This is a genomic window from Ruminococcus sp. AM42-11, from assembly GCF_003480145.1.
GTDB lineage: Bacteria > Bacillota > Clostridia > Lachnospirales > Lachnospiraceae > Blautia_A > Blautia_A faecis.
This window is the reverse complement of sequence record NZ_QUIO01000009.1, coordinates 108,351-125,550: the sequence shown is the minus strand read 5'-3', so window position 1 is coordinate 125,550 and position 17,200 is coordinate 108,351. Positions and strand designations below refer to the sequence as shown.

Sequence of the window (17,200 nt, the reverse complement as noted above, 5' to 3'; positions counted from 1 at the left end):
AAGATACAAAAATTGCCTGAGGAATGAAGCACATCAATATAACAAGCCCCAGCAAAAAGCCGGGGCTAATACTTCAATTATTTTAGGACATTTTCAAAAACGCTTGACAGAAAATCTTGGGTAAAAATTCTGATTTATCGTGGGTGAAAATTCTGATTATACGATTTTAAACCAGTCTTTTTCCTCAAACTCAACTACCGTACAGTCATTGGCATAAGTACATTCCGGTAAAATGATCATTGCATGAAGGACATCGTTGTTTACTGGCAGAGGACATAAATGCCAGATAGCGGCATTGATCTTTACCATACATCCTTTGGGAACAAGGAACGCCTTTGTAAGTTCCGGGACTGGCGTACCGGCAGATGCAGGAGCAACATGAATGATCATATCATCATCCAGAGCTACAATGCCTTCCCAGGTGGTTGTGTGGTATTCTGCCATCTTAACGATTCGCTCATCTTTGCGTACGGCAATGGGAGAAAATCCCATACTTCCCATACAGGTACCTGAGATACGATCCGGATAAAATTTGTGGATTTCGCCCTGTAAAGGATAACCTTCCGGTTCAGTCATGGAACAGTAGGTGCCAAAGGGCGCAAAATCTGTTGGATTAATTTTTACAGCTGTAATTTCTTTCATGGTAAACCTCCTCAAATGTAGTAAAAACCCTTGAAGCTATTGTATCATGGTGTTGGAAAAAGCTCAATAAATATCTTTAAATGGATAGTGTGAATAAAGAAAGGCAGTTAATATTTTTAATAAAAGTTTTATAGATTTAAGAACGCAGTATGTGTTATTATAAAAATGTAGATAAAGTTCATAAAGAAAGGCTTGTGGTGAATGAAAGTACCAAACAAATTGTCAAAAATGCTTTCTACCGCAGGAGAAAAGGCAGCGTATGATAACGCATGTAAGAAATTATTGTCAAACAAGATTATTCTTGCATGGATTATGAAAAGCTGTCTGCAGGAGTACAGGGAGTGTGCAATACAGGAAATTGCAGAGAAATACATAGAAGGAGATTTGTATGTTTCTGAAATTCCAGTATATCCGGATGAAGAAACTCCCGAATTGATAAAAGGACTATCTACTGAAGATACGACCATAGCGGAAAGAACAGTAACCTATGATATTCGCTTTAGTGCATTGATACCAGGCACTGACAATCGATTGAGTCTGATCATTAATGTGGAACCTCAGAATAATTATTATCCTGGGTATCCCATCATTAAGCGTAGCATTTATTATTGTTGTAGGATGGTTTCTTCACAGTATGGAACGGTTTTTACAAACTCACATTACGAAAAGATAAAGAAGGTATATAACGTATTCATATGTATAAATCCTCCAAATTACCGAAAAAATACAATTAATCGGTATTCTCTAAAAGAGGAAAATATGATGGGAAATGTACATGAAAAAAAAGAAAATTACGATCTTCTGACAAATGTGATTATATGCCTTGGGGATGCATATGATAAAGAAGCGTCTGGCATCCTGCGAATGTTGGAAGTTTTACTTTCAGATAAACGGAATGCTTCAGAGAAAAGGATGATTTTGCAGGACGATTTTGGAATCCAAATGGAAATGGATTTAGAAAGTGAGGTAACAGATGTGGGACATGTTCTTGACGATGTAGCACAGAGAAATTATGAAAAAGGAGTTTGCGAGAGTTTGGTTTCTTCAATTAAAACTCTTACAGAAACAATGAACTGGTCTGTGGATCAGGCTATGGATGCACTTAAAATTTCTGAAGAAGATAAAGAAGAAATACGTAAAAAATATAATATTGGATAACATTTTGCAAGGGAGCAGAGCCAATTTGGTTCTGCTCCTGATCTGTTAAATGAAAATGAAAAAATATGTTATCAATGGGAAAATAACTGTTTTCAAATGATTCATTCTATGATAGAATACACCTTGATTGCAAACAAAGGAGATGAGGTACATGTCAGGTTATTCCGCCCCAGGCTTTTTAGAAAAGTTGTACCTTTTTTTGAAGAATTATATGGGAATACGGGTTACCGATATAGCAATATACAGTAATGGCGCTATATAAACATGCACCGTGTTTATATAGAGATTTTCTGAATGTATGGCTATAGGGGTATCCCGTATTTTTTTCGTACTTCACTTAACATTACAGCCGAGCGTGTTAAAAAAGGCTTTCTTCAAAATGCGTGTCACAATTTGTGGAAGTCTGCAGGAATAATTTTCAAACACGCTCCAGAAAGGAGGAGACAAATGTCTGACTCATTTCTTGAATTAAGAAATCTGAAAAAAAGTTTTACATCAGAAGAATATGTTCTACAGGGAATCAATCTGCAAATTGATCAGGGGGAATTCGTCACCTTGCTGGGTGCTTCCGGCTGCGGCAAGACGACCACTCTTCGCATCATCGCAGGACTTGAGCAGCCGGACAGCGGAAGTGTATGGCTGGAGGGGAAAGATGTGACGAATCTGGAGCCAAACCAGAGAGATGTGAACACGGTATTTCAGAATTATGCCCTTTTTCCCCATATGAACGTGGCGGATAACATCGGGTATGGTCTGAAAATACGAAAAGTACCAAAAGCGGATATAAAGAAAAAGGTTAAGGAAATGCTGGAGCTGGTTCAGCTGGAAGGCTTCGAGAAACGAAAACCTGCGGAGCTCTCCGGCGGACAGAAGCAGCGTGTAGCCATTGCAAGAGCATTGGCAAATAATCCACGTGTACTGCTTCTGGACGAGCCTCTCGGAGCTCTGGATCTGCAGCTTCGGCGGACGATGCAATTGGAACTGAAGCGACTGCAGAAGAAGCTTGGAATTACCTTTATCTATATCACCCACGACCAGGAAGAGGCCATTAATATGTCCGACCGGATCGTGGTAATGAATCAGGGGCAATTTGAGCAGATCGGCACTCCGGATGAGATTTACAACCATCCGAAGACAAGTTATGTGGCAACCTTTGTGGGAAATGCCAATATTTTAAAAGGAAAAGTTGTAGAAATAAATGGTTCTTATGCACAGGTTCAAATAGGTAATGACACTGTTTCCGTTTATACAGAAGAGATTGTAAAGGTGGGAGAGCAGCTTACCCTGGCTGTGAGAAGCGAAAATATTCTGCTGGATGAAGCTGAAATGGAAAATGTAGTTGAGCAAAATGAAGCTGAGGGAACTGGCAGACATCTTCACGCAACTGTGAAGGAGAAGAATTTCGCTGCAGGTCAGCTGCGAGTTCTGCTTGCTTTGTCTGACGGCACAGAACTCACAGCCAGCCGGTTTGGCATGAATGCAAACATTCAGCCAGGTCAGCAGATAAAATGGTATTTTGATCCGCGAAATGCAGTTGTAGTAAATCGGGAGTTTAAGACGAAAGAGCCTGCTGATATGTCAGGAGGAAATCAGTGATGGGCGGTCTCAGTAACAGCCGTGGCAACAGCCGGAAATCTGCACCTGTAAAGAACAGCCACGGCAACAGCCAGGAATCTGCACCTGCAAAGAATATCCGCGGCAATAGCAAGAGCGCTGCATTCACCAGGCACACCCGTGCCACCATCTGGATGATCCTGCCATTATATATTTTCACTTTGATCTTCGTGGCATGCCCTCTTATCTATATGGTAGCTTTAAGCTTTGCCACCCCGGGAGAAGTCCACGGCGTGCAGTGGATCTTTACCCTGGATAATTACCGGAAGCTCCTGGAACCAGTGTATCTGGACACCTTTGTCCAGTCCTTCCAGCTGGCCATTACAAGTACTGTTTTTATCACCCTGATCGGGTATCCCTTTGGCTATTTTATGGCGAAATTACCAGCAGGCGGTAAAAAGAAATCTATGCTTCTTCTTATGCTTCCCTTCTGGGTAAATTCCCTGATCAGACTTTACGGCTGGATCATCATCCTTCAGAAAAAAGGCGTTCTGAATTTTGTGCTGAAAAAGCTTGGCCTGATCGAGAAGCCGCTGAAAATCATGTACAGCTACCCGGCAATCGTCATTGGTATGATATATGTGTTATTGCCATTTATGATTCTGTCAGTATATTCCAGTGCGGAAAAACTGGACTGGTCACTGGTAGAAGCCGCTCGTGATCTGGGGGCAGGTAAGGTGAAGGCCTTCTGGACAGTCAGCTTTAAGCTGACCCTGCCAGGACTTTTGTCCGGCGTAATCCTAACCTTTATTCCATCTATGGGACTGTTTTTCATAGCGGATATCCTGGGCGGAAACAAAGTTGTGCTGGTGGGAAGTCTGATCCAGGATCAGATGACCCGGGGAAATAACTGGCCCTTTGCGGCTGCACTGGCGGTGATCATGATGATCCTTACCACTTTGATGATCCTTCTATACCGTAAGGTTACCAATGCGAAAGAAGTGGAGGGGCTGGGATGATAAAAACACAAAATAATGAAATAGAAGTGCTGGATCCGAAAATGCAAGGTGAAGACGCCGAGGCTAAAAACGGTACATTAGTTAAAAAGTTTGGAAAGAAGAGAAATACAGGCTCTGGCATGAAACGGAGCACCCGCTTTGAGAAGATATACCTTGGTATCATTTTCTTCTTAATGTACCTCCCAGTAGCCGTAGTCATCATTTTCTCCTTCAACGAATCCAAGCTTCCCGTACGTCTCACCGGATTTTCCCTCCAGTGGTACGAGAAATTATTCGCAGACAGCGCCATGATGGAAGCCCTGGTAAACAGCCTGATCCTGGGCGTGGCAAGCTGTGTAGTTTCTGCTGTCATCGGAACGCTGGGGGCGGTAGGTCTGTCACGGATTCACTGGAAAACAAAAGGCGCATTGGAGTACATTTCTATTTTGCCCCTTATGATACCGGAAATTATTCTGGGTATGGTGCTGATGGCATTTTTCTATATGCTGAATCTGCCTTCGGAATGCTTACCCTGCTGATCGGACATACGGTGTTTTGCGTTCCCTATATATTGATGGAAGTAAAAGCAAGGCTGGTGGGCCTGGATCCTTCCCTTGAGGAAGCTGCCCGGGATCTTGGAGCTACTTCCATGAGAGCCTTTCTCGACGTTACGCTGCCACTGATCATGCCAGCTGTTGCGTCCGGCTCATTGCTTGCCTTTGCCATGTCCATGGATGACGTGGTAATCAGTATTTTTATTAACGGTCCGAGATTGTCTACCTTGCCAATTAAGGTGTACACTCAGATCAAAACCGGTGTCACGCCGGAAATCAATGCCCTGTGTACGATTATGCTGGCTTTTACAGTGGTGATCCTTCTTGTTTACTCTCTTATAAAGAAGTTAAAGAGGAAGTATAAGTAGTCTGCTCACAGGAATCAGCGAAGAAAATCACCTGATAAAAGCCGGTTTTTTCACGGCATGAGGAAATATATGGATATTTCCACTTAGGGACGGAAAGGAGCACACGAATGAACAAACTCATAGAGTTGAAAAACCTCACAAAAAATTTTGATGACCAGCAGGTTCTCCGCGGAATCAATCTGGACATCTATGAGAACGAGTTTCTCACCCTTCTGGGACCAAGTGGCTGTGGAAAGACCACAACCCTTCGTATTATTGCAGGCTTCGAGGAGCCAAGCGGCGGCGAAGTATTGTTTAACGGAATTGAGATTTCCAAGTTGCCTCCATATAAGAGAGAGGTAAATACCGTTTTCCAGAAATATGCCCTTTTTCCCCATCTGAATGTGGCAGAGAACATTGGATTCGGTCTGAATCTGAAAAAAGTGGACAAGGACGTGATCGCCCAGAAAGTCACCAAAATGCTGAAAATGGTAGGTCTGGAGGGTTTCGAAAAAAGAGATGTCACCCTGCTCTCCGGCGGACAGCAGCAGCGAGTTGCCATTGCCCGTGCGCTGGTAAATGAGCCGAAAATCCTTCTTCTTGACGAGCCTCTTGGCGCCCTGGATGCGAAAATACGAAAACAGATGCAGATTGAGCTGAAAAAAATCCAACGGGAGGTTGGAATTACCTTCATTTACGTTACGCATGACCAGGAGGAAGCCCTTTCCATGTCTGATACTGTGGTCGTTATGAATAACGGTGAAATTCAGCAGATCGGTTCTCCAACCGATATTTACAACGAGCCCGAAAACCGTTTCGTAGCAGGCTTCATTGGAGAGTCCAATATTATAGAAGGAATTATGATCAGAGATTATCTGGTTCAGTTCGACGGATTTGAATTCGAATGTGTGGACAAAGGCTTTGAGGATAATGAAGAAATCGAGGTTGTGCTTCGTCCTGAGGACCTTGACATTGTGGAACCATCTCAGGCGAAAATCAGCGGTGTTGTCCGAAACGTCACCTTCAAAGGCGTTCATTACGAAATTCTCGTAGAAACAGAACTGCGCACCTATAAAGTTCAGACCACCGATTATGCGGAAGTGGGCCGCCAGGTAGGACTGAAATTCGGACCGGAAGACATTCACGTCATGTACAGAATGGGAGCTTATTGATGAAACAGTTTAAGCGCCTGATTATTCCTTACTTTATCTGGGCAATTGTTATCCTTGTGATCCCACTGTTTCTCATTGCCCTGTATGCGTTCACCACAGAAGGAAATGAAGTAATGACACTTTCCTTCACCTGGGGAAATTTTGCCAAATTCCTGGAAACTACCTACCTGAATGTGATCCTGAAATCCTTCTGGCTGGGACTTCTCACCACCTTTATCTGTCTGGTGCTTGGCTATCCCCTTGCCCTGATCATTGCGAGGTGCTCTGAGAAAATCCAGGGACTTCTCATTATGCTGGTAACCATTCCAATGTGGATCAACATGCTTCTTCGTACCTATGCGTGGATGAATCTTCTTGCAGATAACGGAATCATCAATAACCTTCTGGCAAAAATCGGACTGGGACCTATCAGCATGATGTATACGGATTTTTCCGTAATGGTAGGCCTGATCTGCAACTTTATGCCCTTTATGATCATTCCTATCCATACATCCTTAAATAAAATGGACAAATCCCTGATCGAGGCAGCCTACGATCTGGGAGCCAACCGTTTCCAGACCTTCTGGAAGGTAATCTGGAAGCTGTCCCTGCCAGGGGTGGTAAATGGTATTATGATGGTTTTCCTTCTTGCCATTTCCTCCTTCGTTATCCCGAAGCTTCTGGGCGGCGGACAGTATATGCTCATCGGTAACCTGATCGAGTCCCAGTTTATCTCAGTTGGAGACTGGAATTTCGGAAGTGCCATTTCCATGATTCTGGCGGTGATCATTTTGATCTCCATGAGTCTGATGAAGCGGATGGACAAGGAAAAAGGAGAATAGGAGGATAGCATGCAGAAAAAAACAAGCTTTTTTCAGAGATTTTATGTGGCCATCTGTCTGGTATTCTTTTACCTGCCAATCCTGGTGACCATGATTTTTTCCTTTAATTCCTCCAAATCCCTGACCAGGTTTACGGGATTCTCCGTGAGATGGTATACAGAGCTGCTGCACAATACAGAAGTCAGCAAAGCGGTTTACGTGTCTGTGACCATCGCCATCCTGGCAACTGTGATCTCCACAGTGCTGGGAACCATCACTGCAATTGGTCTTTCCAAGTCCAGGAAGGTGTTAAAGGAAACACTTTTAAATATCAACAACCTGCCCATTTTGAACCCGGATATTGTTACCGCAATCGGACTGATGCTTCTGTTTTCTTCACTGGCTTCCGGAAAGGGTACTTTACCATGCTGCTGGCGCACATTTCCTTTTGTACGCCATATGTGATCACCAGTGTTTATCCCAAGGTGCGAAGCCTTGACCCGAACCTGGCAAATGCAGCCATGGATCTTGGAGCAACCCCGTTCCAGGCGTTGACCAAGGTAATCGTGCCCATGATTAAGGATGGTATTTTCGCCGGTGCGCTGCTGGCATTTACCATGTCCTTTGACGATTTCGTAATTTCGTACTTTGTATCCGGAAACGGTGTAAAGAATATTTCCATTGTGGTCTATAATATGACCAAGCGAATCAACCCTACCATCAACGCCCTGTCTACAATTGTAATCCTGGTCATTGTGCTTGTCATGGTTTTTGCCAACGTGCTTCCGAAGATCCTGGAAAAGCATGCCAGCAAGCATGCGAAAAAGATTCAGCGCGTAATCGCCCTTCTGCTGGTTTTTGCCCTTGGCTTCGGACTGATCAAGTGCGGAGGCAGTGCAGCGGAGAACCATGTCCTGAAGGTTTATAATGCAGGAGAATATATGGATCTGGATCTTCTGACACAGTTTGAGCAGGAATATAATTGTACAGTAGTTTACGAAACCTTCGAATCCAACGAAATGATGTACACCAAGCTTTCCGGCGGTGAGTCCTATGACGTGCTGATCCCTTCGGATTACATGATCGAGCGTCTGATTAAAGAGGATTACTTACAGTATATTGACTGGGATCTGATCCCGAATAAGGGCAGCCTGATGGATGAGGTCATGAATAAAAGCTATGATCCGGGAAATCGTTATTCCTGCCCATATTTCTGGGGAACGGTTGGTATTCTTTATGATACGACTGTGGTTGATCCGGCAGATCTTCAGGAGGGTTGGGATCTTCTCAGGGATACCAAATATAAAGGAAATATTTACATGTATGATTCTGAGCGGGATTCCTTTATGATAGCACTGAAGGCTCTTGGATATTCCATGAATACTACAGATGAGAATCAGATTCAGGAAGCTTACCAGTGGCTGGTTGACCAGAGAAATACCATGGGTCCGATTTACGCCGGTGATGACGTCATTGACAATATGATTTCCGGAAACAAGGCTATGGCAGTTGTTTATTCCGGAGATGCTTCTTATATTATAAGCGAAAATCCGAATATGGATTACTTCACACCGAGCCAGGGAACCAATAACTGGTATGATGCAATGGTTATCACAAGGGACTGCAGTGAGACAGAGCTTGCCCATCAGTTTATTAATTTTATGCTAAATGAAGAATCTGCTCTTTCCAATACGGAAGAAGTAGGTTATACTTCTCCTGTAAAGAGTGTTTACGAAACTATGATCACCGGAGAGTATGAGGGCGTTTCCTCCTACATCCCGGATTTTGAAAATCCAAACAGCGAGATCTTCCGTTATCAGGAACCGAAAATCAAGCAGAAATATGCGGAGCTGTGGACGAAGATCAAGGCAGAGTAAACATGGAAATTTATAAAAACGGAAACGTGGCTGGCAGAAGCCGGCTGTGTTTTTGAAGAAGAGGAGAATGATTATGAAGAAAAAGGTATTTGCGGTAATTCTTGCTGCAGCAGCAATCTGTGGCAGTCTGTCACCTGTATACGCAGCTGACTCCGAGCTGGTCCTTTATACCTGGGAAGGAATGTTCCCGCAGGAGGTTCTGGACGGATTTGAGGAAGAAACCGGCTGTAAGATCGTATATTCCAACTTTGACACTGACGAGACCATGCTGGAGAAGGTTTCCATGGCAAAAGGCGGAGACTATGATGTGGTAATCGCAGATGACTACATTCTCGAGAAAATCGTGGAAGAGGGTCTTGCCACCAAGCTTGACAAAGACAAAATCTCCAATTGGGGAAACATCAATCCTCTTTATCAGGGACAGTTCTATGATGAGAAGGACGAGTACACCGTACCTTACGGCGCTGGTATTCCGCTGATCGTATATGATCCGGAGGAAGTGGACATTGATATCAAGGGCTATTCTGATCTGTGGGATCCGTCCCTGGAGGACAGTATAGCGCTGATCGGCAACTATCGTGTTATTAACGGAATTACTCTTCTCACCATGGGAAAAAGCATGAATGAAGAAGACGTGGATACTATAGCAGAGGCAGGAGAGAAGCTTGTGGAGCTGGCTCCCAATGTGCGTATGATCCAGGATGACAATACCCAGAATGCGCTTTTGAACGGAGAGGCTTCTGTAGCGTTCCTTTACACCTCCCAGGTAACTGCAGCTCTGGCAGAGAACCCGGATCTGAAAGTGGTTTATCCGGAGGAAGGTCTTGGCTTCGGTGTTATGGGAATGTTTATTCCAAGCGAGGCTCCCAATGCAGATGCAGCTTACCAGTTTGTAGATTACATTTTAAGACCGGAGGTTGCTGCACAGTGCTTCAATTATATCGGTTACTACTGCACCAACAAGGCAGCAGACGAGCTGGTAGACGAGAGCCTGGTGGTTCCGGACAGTGTAACAAGCGGTGAGAGTATTAAGAATGTAAGTCAGGAAGCTGAGGAACAGTATAATAAGAACTGGACTGAGTTTAAGGCTGCCTGCGATTAATTGAATTAATTCAGTAAAAGGATAACATCAGGAAAGAGCCTGTGAGTGAACCATTCGGGAGAAAAACGGATAAATCACTGTGCAGGCTCTTTTTTTATGTAATAGAAAAGTCCTACCGGGCAGGATTGCACTGCGGAGAAAGGAGAGAGGTCGCTGGAGGTGGAGAATGCTTGCACATATATGTTTCCGGGGCCAGAGAAAACAACACTGATATTGACAAAGTTTCGCCAGTGTGTGATTATTATTTACAGAAATAAATGAGTTTTTTAGAGGAGAAACAAAATGGAAATATACAAGGGAGCTTCCGCCTTTGCGGGGATTGCCATTGGGAAAATCAGGTTTTATCGGAAAGGTGAATATCAGATCCGACAGCATCAGGCAGATGATGTAAAAAAGGAACTGAAGAATTTTGATGTGGCTCGTCGGCATGTGATGCAGACCTTGAAGGAAGAGTATGACAGAATGTCAGAAAAACAAATGGACACAGCTGATCCTGAATTGGATATGGAACCCCAACCTTTGGATAGAATTGTGAAAGTGAATGGGGAAAATGGAACAAACCAGATCCTGGAGCAGGCAGAGCTTCTGGCTCTGGCAGCTTTCTCCGTGCGGTACAGAGTATGATCACAGGGGAAAAGGTGACTGCTGCTTATGCAGTGCAGACCACAAGAGATGAGATGCAGAGTACTTTTTCCAGGCTGAACGATCCGACCATAAAGGAACGAATCCACAATGTAAGCCGCATCTCCAGTCTCCTTCTGGAAATTCTCGGGGAAGATGAGAACAAAATTGATCTGGGAGAGGAACCAGTCATTCTGGCAGCAGATGCCCTTTCTCTTGCAGAACTGATGGAAATGGATAAGGAGAAGCTTCTGGGTATTGTCACCCGCAAAGGTTCTGCTACCTCTCACGCTGCGATCCTTGCGAAAAATATGGATATTCCCTGTGTTACAGGTATTGGGATTCCACAGTCAGAAGAAGAGTGGGAAGACAGCATTGCCATTATTGACGGATATACGGGAACCATCTATCTGGAACCGGATAATGAGGTACGAAAAGAATACGAGATTCGCCGAAAAGCAGATCTGGTAGAGCGGGAATCCCTTTTGAAGCTGAAAGACAAGGGCGATATTACGAAAGATGGACGTGAAGTGGGAATCTACGCGAATATTGGCAGTCTAGATGATTTAAACAGTGCCCTTTATTATGGGGCAAAGGGAATCGGACTGCTGCGAAGCGAGTTCCAGTATCTTGGCAGGGAGAATTATCCCGGGGAAGAAGAACTTTTTCAGGCATATAAAAAAACTGCTGAGACTATGGGCGACCGCCTGGTAGTTATCCGCACCGCCGATCTCGGGGCTGATAAGCAGGCTTCCTACCTTGAAATTCCGGTAGAAACCAACCCTCTCATGGGTAATCGCGGAATCCGTCTCAGTCTGGACCGGAAGAACCTGTTTAAAACCCAGATCCGTGCCATTTACCGCGCGAGCTGGTATGGCAATCTGGGGATGATGTACCCTATGATCTGTTCGGAAGAGGAAATGGATGAGGTTGAAGCTCTGGTGTTGGAAGTAAAAGAAGAGCTGAAGGCAGCAGGTATACCCTTTAAGAAAATCCGGACTGGAATTATGATGGAGACTCCGGCAGCAGTGATGATTGGGGAAGAGCTGGCGAAACGTGTGGACTTTCTGGGAATCGGAACCAATGACCTGACCCAGTACACCTTGGCCATGGATCGTCAGAATCCGCTTTTACAGAAGAAATATGATGATCATCACCCTGCAATTTTGAAAATGATAAAGATGATTGTAGATGCAGGACACGCGCAGAATTGCAAAGTATGTCTCTGTGGGGAACTGGCGGCAGATACCAGATTGACGGAGACATTTTTGCAGATGGGGGTAGATGCATTGTCTGTGGTACCGGCATGTATATTACCAGTGAGGAAGGCACTGAGGGCGGTTTTCATCGCAGAAATGAGATCTTAGCTTATCCTCTGCGACTGTATTGAGGCGTGCATGTATATGTGAAGAATTGCAGAATAATTACAAAATAAAACGAGAGCACCAGACATGCAGATCCAGATTACAGGCTGTATGTTTGAAAATATGGGTAGAAACATGAACACAAAAAGCAAAGTAATTGTACTTCCTTGTAAAGCTTATGACGAAGAACGAATTTATACATTTATGAAAGAAGGTATGGCTCAGCTGGGCGGTCTGGACAACCTTATAGATAAAGGAGAAAAAATCCTTTTGAAGCCTAACCTTTTGAAAAAAGCAGAAGTGGAGAAAGCGGTCATCACTCATCCGGTTGTGGTGGGTGCCTTTGCCAGGATTCTACGTGAGGAAGGTTATAAGAATATTGTGCTTGCAGATTCCTGTGGCCACGGAACTACGAAACAGGTGATCCAGGGCACCGGAATGGACACTTATCTGGAAAAATACCAGATTCCGGCTATTGATTATACGAAAGGCGTTCGTGTGGAAAATCCGGATGGTGTCCAGGCGAAGGAATTTATCCTTCCGAAAGAACTGCTGGAGGCAGAGTGTGTGATTTCTCTTTCCAAAATGAAAACCCACGCTCTGGAGCGAATTACAGGAGCAGTGAAGAACAGCTATGGATTTGTATATGGGAAAAATAAGGCCATTGGTCATACTAAATATCCCAGCGCGGACAGCTTCGCCCGGATGCTTATTGATCTGAACCAGTATGTAAAGCCAAGACTTTATATTATGGATGGAATCACTGCAATGGAGGGAAATGGACCGGGCTCCGGAGACCCGGTAGCCATGAACCTGATTCTGATGTCCACAGATCCGGTGGCACTGGACAGTGTGTTTGCAAGACTGGTTTATCTGAAACCGGAGATGGTTCCTACCAATTACCATGGGGAGAAGATGGGACTGGGAAATTGCAGGGAAGAAAATATTGAGGTTGTGGTAGTTGAGGAGAATCCTTCGACATCAGCAGTGCGTGATGAAGGAAGTGAAATAACTGGGCGAGAGAAGCAACACCAGAATGCAAATGTCTCTGTAGATAAAAAGCAGATTGGTATTGATGTGGTTTGTAATGTAATTTCGATGGAAGCCTTAATAGAAAAATACGGCAATCCCAATTTCAACGTAGACCGCACGAAAGTACGAAACAATGTCTGGACAAAGCTTGCCAAGGCTCTGAATATTTTCCAGAAGAAACCATACATTGAGCCTGACAAATGTATCCGTTGTGGAATCTGTGTAAACAGCTGTCCCGTGCCTGGAAAAGCAGTAGATTTTCGAAATGGCAAAAATAATCCGCCTGTTTATGATTATAAGAAGTGTATTCGTTGCTTCTGCTGTCAGGAAATGTGCCCGAAGAAGGCAATTAAGGTGAAGTGAGTGTAAAATACTCCGAAGGGAACATCGGAGAAACATCGGAGAAACATCGGAGAAAATATCGGAGAAACATCAGAAGAATTTCGGAGATAAAGAAGAAAAGCCACTACCGAGCGTCAACTAAGTTGTGACGTTCTACAGTGGCTTATGTATTTTATCGTCCGATCATCTTCGCCACTTCCCTGATATATTCTGGTGTGGTACCGCAGCAGCCCCCTACAATACCGGCACCTGCATCAATCAGAGCTTTCACATGTCTGGCAAAATCCGGCGCATTCATGGAATAAATGGCGTTTCCATTATCATCAATGAACGGCATACCGGCATTCGGCTTGGCAATGACCGGAATGGAAACATTTTCCTTAATATTGCGGATAACAGAAACCAGCTGATCGGGACCAACAGAGCAGTTCACGCCCACAGCATCTGCACCAGCAGCCTCCAGAGAAACAGCAGCCTCGATAGCATTTCCACCGCTGAAAATACTTCCGTCTGCGTCTACCGTCATGGTACACATAATCGGCAGCTCGCAAACTGTAGAAGCAGCATCCACAGCTGCCAGAGTCTCTTCAATATTGATCATGGTCTCAGCAACGATCAGATCCACGCCGGAATCCTTCAGAATTCCAATCTGCTCCTGATACATTTCGAAAGCTGCCTCATAGGTCATCTCCCCGGCAGGAGCCATCATTTTACCACTGGTGGTAATATCCGCAGCAACGTAAACCTTATGGTCTGCCGCATCAGCGACTTCTCTTGAATAGGAAACCAGAGTGCGGTTGATCTCCTCCATACGGTCCTGCAGACCATGCATGGTAAGACTTACACGGTTGCCGCCAAAAGTAGGAGCGTAGATAATATTGCTTCCCGCTTCGATATAAGCTCTCTGAAGATTCTGGATCACATCCTTATGCGCCAGCACCCATTCCTCTGTGCATACACCCTTCGGCATACCGGCTGCCATCAGGTTGGAACCTGTAGCGCCGTCCAGAAGAACAATATTCTGTGCCAGTTCCTGAAACTCTTGTTTTGTCATATTGTAATTCCTCCTTAAATTGGCAGAATATTGCATTCAAATGATATTTGCATAACATGCCGCCCATTGTGGTCTGCAACCATCTGGCGAACATTTATCCTGCCGGATACGGTTGATTTCGTCATATTCCTGTCCGCGTCCTGGAAGTTATAACGTTTTCATAAAAAAATTTTATAAATCTTTCGTATTATAACACTATTTAACTTGATTTTCCAGTTGTCAGCGTATAAAATATAAGATATGCTTTTGATAGGTGCTGACTATAAAGTGAACAGCAGCCCTTAATGACAAAAGAAATAAAAAAGGAGCTAAAAGATGAGTAGAAGGAGAAGAAGAAACGACTGGATACCAGGCGCGGTGATCACCATCATCGTCATTATGCTTTCTGTTGTTTTTATGGGACTTCTGGCAATGACCAAGATGATCCCGACCATTTATATGCTGATCATCGGCATTGTACTTGCGGTGATCGCAGCCATTATCTGGCTGTTGGTATGGCATACCAGATACACAGGCCGCTTTATTGGCGGAACTGTTTTGGCAGTGATCATGATTGCCATTCTGGCATTCGGCGGTTTCTATATTAATAAGACAAGATCCGCCATCAGCAATATTTCCGGTGAGACTACAGAGGTCACACAGATGGCTGTTTACGTAAAGAGCGATGATGCCGCTGATTCTGTAGAGGCAACTGCCGGATATACTTATGGTATTCTTTCCTCACTTGACCGTGAGAATACAGATGGCGCTGTAGCACATCTGAACAGTCAGTTTGGTACAGAAGTACAGACTAAGGAATACGCAGGTCTGACAGAGCTTGCTGACGGAATCCTGAACGGTGAAGTAAATGCCATGCTGCTGAACAGCGGATATCTCAGTGTATACGAGGATATGGACGGATATACAGATTTCAGCACCAAGATAAAAGAGGTTGGAACGGTAGATGTTGAATCCACAATTCAGTCTGCGGAAGAGTCCACCCCTGTAGAGCCAATCACTACATCCAATGGCGGTAAGATTTACACCATCTATCTCAGCGGTATTGATACCAGAGGTGAGATGACAGCCAAGAGCCGAAGCGATGTTAACATCATTGCTACTATTAATACAGATACACATGAGGTTCTGCTGGTTTCCACACCTCGTGATTACTATGTACCGCTTTCCATTTCAGGTGGAGTACCGGATAAGCTGACACATGCCGGTATTTATGGTATTGATGTGTGCATGGACACTCTTGGAATGCTGTATGACATTGATATTAACTATTACTTCAGAATCAACTTCGGTGGATTTGTGAAAGTAATTGATGCACTTGGTGGAATTACAGTTTATTCTGATTATGACTTTAATTCCGGAAATATTACAGGATATCATTTCAACCAGGGTGAGAACTATTTGAATGGTGAGCAGGCTCTTGTATTTGCAAGAGAGAGATATGCGTTCCAGGAGGGTGACCGCCAGAGAGGTAAGAACCAGATGGCAGTTATCCGTGGTGTTATAAAGAAGGCACTTTCTCCGGAAATCCTTACCAGCTATTCCTCCATTCTTTCCAGTCTGGATGGATGCTTCGGTACTAACATCACATATGAAGAGATCGCACAGATCCTTCAGCAGCAGCTTACCAACGGCGGCGACTGGACAATCGTTTCCTACAGTGTAGACGGAACCGGTGCTACTGAGAAGCCATATTCCATGAGCCAGAAGGCATACGTTATGGTTCCGAATTACGACACAGTAAATAAGGCGAAGAGCCTTATGGAAAAGGTTCGCAACGGTGAGGTGGTTACCCAGGAGGAAGCTGACGCACCAGTTAGTGGAAGCACAAGCACTGACAGCACCTCCACAGAAACTGTGACTGAGCCAGGTACAGTAGCATCTGAGACACAGGCTGCGACAGATACCACTGCAGCAGATGGAACTACAACCGAAGGCGCAGCTGATACTATTACACAGCAGTAAAGAGAATGAGATTCCTCTGGTGAGAGGAATCTAAATATAGAAAGAAGCAAATCATTATATAACGTGGTTTGCTTCTTTTTTTGATGAATTTATAAACTTTTAAGATGATTTTTATATTACATTGTGATAAAATGTTGATATAGCAGAAGGAAAGGCGGGTGAATCTGAGCTTACATTCTTGGATTTTACAGAAGATGACATCGCACAGCTTAGTATGACACCACTTATGGGGGCCAGATGAGCCGTAAGGATAAGATTAAAGAAGGAATTCTAATAGCGAAAGAAGAGCATAATGATATGGCGGATAAAGTGATGGCTATGTTGTATACTCTGGCAGATAAATTTCTGGATGGAATAGAGCTTGATGAGATTAAGGAGGCGATGGTTATGACGAGACTGGGACAGATGATAGAGAAAGATGGACGTGAAAAGGAGCGTATAGCCTTAAATACGCTGAATAAAAAATTACTTTCTTCCAATCGTATTGAAGATTGTATAAAAGCTACAGAAGATGAAGAATATCAGAAAAAACTCATGAAAGAATTTGGTATAAAATAAATAAAACCTGGCCGGGACATCACTTACCTGATCGTTCCCGGCCCTAACTATGTTAAATGGGTA

At 44.1% G+C, this 17,200-nt stretch carries 18 protein-coding genes; 16 read left to right on the top strand and 2 right to left on the bottom strand.

The genetic code is table 11. The features are described 5' to 3' along the window. Window positions 1–156: 156 nt before the first annotated feature. Window positions 157–642, bottom strand: a complete 486-nt coding sequence (locus tag DW904_RS07590) for an ureidoglycolate lyase (RefSeq protein ID WP_118578965.1) — start codon at window positions 640–642, stop codon at window positions 157–159. Window positions 643–843: 201 nt separating this feature from the next. Here DW904_RS07590 and DW904_RS07585 point away from each other — a divergent pair, with 201 nt between their 5' ends. The 14 genes from DW904_RS07585 to DW904_RS07530 all read left to right on the top strand — a co-directional run bounded on the left by DW904_RS07585 (window position 844) and on the right by DW904_RS07530 (window position 13,584). After that, window positions 844–1,800 (top strand): hypothetical protein, encoded by a 957-nt coding sequence (locus DW904_RS07585; RefSeq protein WP_118578962.1) that lies wholly within the window; start codon window positions 844–846, stop codon window positions 1,798–1,800. Between the two features lie 447 nt (window positions 1,801–2,247). Next, window positions 2,248–3,396 (top strand): ABC transporter ATP-binding protein, encoded by a 1,149-nt coding sequence (locus DW904_RS07580; RefSeq protein ID WP_118578959.1) that lies wholly within the window; start codon window positions 2,248–2,250, stop codon window positions 3,394–3,396. Continuing rightward, window positions 3,396–4,373, top strand: coding sequence for an ABC transporter permease (locus tag DW904_RS07575; RefSeq protein ID WP_330634127.1), 978 nt, complete (start codon window positions 3,396–3,398; stop codon window positions 4,371–4,373). The genes DW904_RS07580 and DW904_RS07575 overlap by 1 nt, the downstream gene beginning before the upstream one ends. Beyond that, window positions 4,370–4,891: a hypothetical protein gene (locus DW904_RS25175; protein ID WP_347562053.1), complete on the top strand. Its 522-nt coding sequence runs from the start codon at window positions 4,370–4,372 to the stop codon at window positions 4,889–4,891. The genes DW904_RS07575 and DW904_RS25175 overlap by 4 nt, the downstream gene beginning before the upstream one ends. Next, the gene (locus DW904_RS25170; RefSeq protein ID WP_347562052.1) at window positions 4,876–5,274 is read left to right on the top strand and encodes an ABC transporter permease subunit; all 399 of its coding nucleotides are present in this window, start codon (window positions 4,876–4,878) and stop codon (window positions 5,272–5,274) included. Before DW904_RS25175 ends, DW904_RS25170 begins: the two co-directional genes overlap by 16 nt. Window positions 5,275–5,381: 107 nt before the next feature. Then, window positions 5,382–6,425, top strand: a complete 1,044-nt coding sequence (gene potA, locus DW904_RS07565; RefSeq protein WP_118578956.1) for a spermidine/putrescine ABC transporter ATP-binding protein — start codon at window positions 5,382–5,384, stop codon at window positions 6,423–6,425. Beyond that, on the top strand, window positions 6,425–7,246 hold the full coding sequence (locus tag DW904_RS07560) for an ABC transporter permease (RefSeq protein ID WP_118578953.1): 822 nt from the start codon (window positions 6,425–6,427) through the stop codon (window positions 7,244–7,246). Before potA ends, DW904_RS07560 begins: the two co-directional genes overlap by 1 nt. A gap of 9 nt (window positions 7,247–7,255) precedes the next feature. Next, complete coding sequence (locus DW904_RS23735; protein WP_243110335.1) at window positions 7,256–7,690, top strand: hypothetical protein; 435 nt, start codon at window positions 7,256–7,258, stop codon at window positions 7,688–7,690. After that, window positions 7,651–9,102, top strand: a complete 1,452-nt coding sequence (locus DW904_RS07555; protein WP_243110334.1) for an extracellular solute-binding protein — start codon at window positions 7,651–7,653, stop codon at window positions 9,100–9,102. The genes DW904_RS23735 and DW904_RS07555 overlap by 40 nt, the downstream gene beginning before the upstream one ends. Window positions 9,103–9,175: 73 nt before the next feature. After that, the gene (locus DW904_RS07550) at window positions 9,176–10,204 is read left to right on the top strand and encodes a spermidine/putrescine ABC transporter substrate-binding protein (RefSeq protein ID WP_118578950.1); all 1,029 of its coding nucleotides are present in this window, start codon (window positions 9,176–9,178) and stop codon (window positions 10,202–10,204) included. A 41-nt stretch (window positions 10,205–10,245) separates the two neighbouring features. After that, a complete protein-coding gene (locus DW904_RS07545; RefSeq protein WP_118578947.1) occupies window positions 10,246–10,461 on the top strand; it encodes a hypothetical protein in 216 nt (71 codons plus the stop codon). Window positions 10,462–10,486: 25 nt separating this feature from the next. Next, window positions 10,487–10,828 (top strand): phosphoenolpyruvate-utilizing N-terminal domain-containing protein, encoded by a 342-nt coding sequence (locus DW904_RS07540; protein ID WP_118578944.1) that lies wholly within the window; start codon window positions 10,487–10,489, stop codon window positions 10,826–10,828. Then, complete coding sequence (ptsP, locus tag DW904_RS07535; RefSeq protein WP_118578941.1) at window positions 10,825–12,192, top strand: phosphoenolpyruvate--protein phosphotransferase; 1,368 nt, start codon at window positions 10,825–10,827, stop codon at window positions 12,190–12,192. Before DW904_RS07540 ends, ptsP begins: the two co-directional genes overlap by 4 nt. Before the next feature lie 84 nt (window positions 12,193–12,276). Beyond that, entirely contained in the window at window positions 12,277–13,584 is a 1,308-nt protein-coding gene (locus DW904_RS07530; RefSeq protein WP_226854567.1) for a DUF362 domain-containing protein, read from the top strand. 151 nt (window positions 13,585–13,735) lie between these two features. Here DW904_RS07530 and DW904_RS07525 read toward each other — a convergent pair whose 3' ends face one another. Further along, entirely contained in the window at window positions 13,736–14,617 is an 882-nt protein-coding gene (locus DW904_RS07525; RefSeq protein ID WP_118578938.1) for a homocysteine S-methyltransferase family protein, read from the bottom strand. Window positions 14,618–14,932: 315 nt separating this feature from the next. Here DW904_RS07525 and DW904_RS07520 point away from each other — a divergent pair, with 315 nt between their 5' ends. Further along, window positions 14,933–16,579, top strand: coding sequence for an LCP family protein (locus DW904_RS07520; RefSeq protein WP_118578935.1), 1,647 nt, complete (start codon window positions 14,933–14,935; stop codon window positions 16,577–16,579). 237 nt (window positions 16,580–16,816) lie between these two features. Further along, window positions 16,817–17,137 carry a hypothetical protein gene (locus DW904_RS07515; RefSeq protein WP_118578932.1) on the top strand — a complete coding sequence of 107 codons (321 nt, stop codon included), beginning with the start codon at window positions 16,817–16,819 and terminating at the stop codon, window positions 17,135–17,137. Window positions 17,138–17,200: the final 63 nt, after the last annotated feature.

What these genes read in the sequence shown, in the direction of transcription:
- DW904_RS07555 (WP_243110334.1), top strand. Translation starts at nt 7,651, where the DNA reads ATGCTGCTGGCGCACATTTCCTTTTGTACGCCATATGTGATCACCAGT.
- DW904_RS07560 (WP_118578953.1), top strand. Translation starts at nt 6,425, where the DNA reads ATGAAACAGTTTAAGCGCCTGATTATTCCTTACTTTATCTGGGCAATT.
- DW904_RS25170 (WP_347562052.1), top strand. Translation starts at nt 4,876, where the DNA reads ATGCTTACCCTGCTGATCGGACATACGGTGTTTTGCGTTCCCTATATA.
- DW904_RS07585 (WP_118578962.1), top strand. Translation starts at nt 844, where the DNA reads ATGAAAGTACCAAACAAATTGTCAAAAATGCTTTCTACCGCAGGAGAA.
- DW904_RS07530 (WP_226854567.1), top strand. Translation starts at nt 12,277, where the DNA reads ATGCAGATCCAGATTACAGGCTGTATGTTTGAAAATATGGGTAGAAAC.
- DW904_RS23735 (WP_243110335.1), top strand. Translation starts at nt 7,256, where the DNA reads ATGCAGAAAAAAACAAGCTTTTTTCAGAGATTTTATGTGGCCATCTGT.
- DW904_RS07525 (WP_118578938.1), bottom strand. Translation starts at nt 14,617, where the DNA reads ATGACAAAACAAGAGTTTCAGGAACTGGCACAGAATATTGTTCTTCTG.
- DW904_RS07515 (WP_118578932.1), top strand. Translation starts at nt 16,817, where the DNA reads ATGAGCCGTAAGGATAAGATTAAAGAAGGAATTCTAATAGCGAAAGAA.
- DW904_RS25175 (WP_347562053.1), top strand. Translation starts at nt 4,370, where the DNA reads ATGATAAAAACACAAAATAATGAAATAGAAGTGCTGGATCCGAAAATG.
- DW904_RS07520 (WP_118578935.1), top strand. Translation starts at nt 14,933, where the DNA reads ATGAGTAGAAGGAGAAGAAGAAACGACTGGATACCAGGCGCGGTGATC.
- DW904_RS07590 (WP_118578965.1), bottom strand. Translation starts at nt 642, where the DNA reads ATGAAAGAAATTACAGCTGTAAAAATTAATCCAACAGATTTTGCGCCC.
- DW904_RS07550 (WP_118578950.1), top strand. Translation starts at nt 9,176, where the DNA reads ATGAAGAAAAAGGTATTTGCGGTAATTCTTGCTGCAGCAGCAATCTGT.
- DW904_RS07580 (WP_118578959.1), top strand. Translation starts at nt 2,248, where the DNA reads ATGTCTGACTCATTTCTTGAATTAAGAAATCTGAAAAAAAGTTTTACA.
- ptsP (WP_118578941.1), top strand. Translation starts at nt 10,825, where the DNA reads ATGATCACAGGGGAAAAGGTGACTGCTGCTTATGCAGTGCAGACCACA.
- DW904_RS07540 (WP_118578944.1), top strand. Translation starts at nt 10,487, where the DNA reads ATGGAAATATACAAGGGAGCTTCCGCCTTTGCGGGGATTGCCATTGGG.
- DW904_RS07575 (WP_330634127.1), top strand. Translation starts at nt 3,396, where the DNA reads ATGGGCGGTCTCAGTAACAGCCGTGGCAACAGCCGGAAATCTGCACCT.
- potA (WP_118578956.1), top strand. Translation starts at nt 5,382, where the DNA reads ATGAACAAACTCATAGAGTTGAAAAACCTCACAAAAAATTTTGATGAC.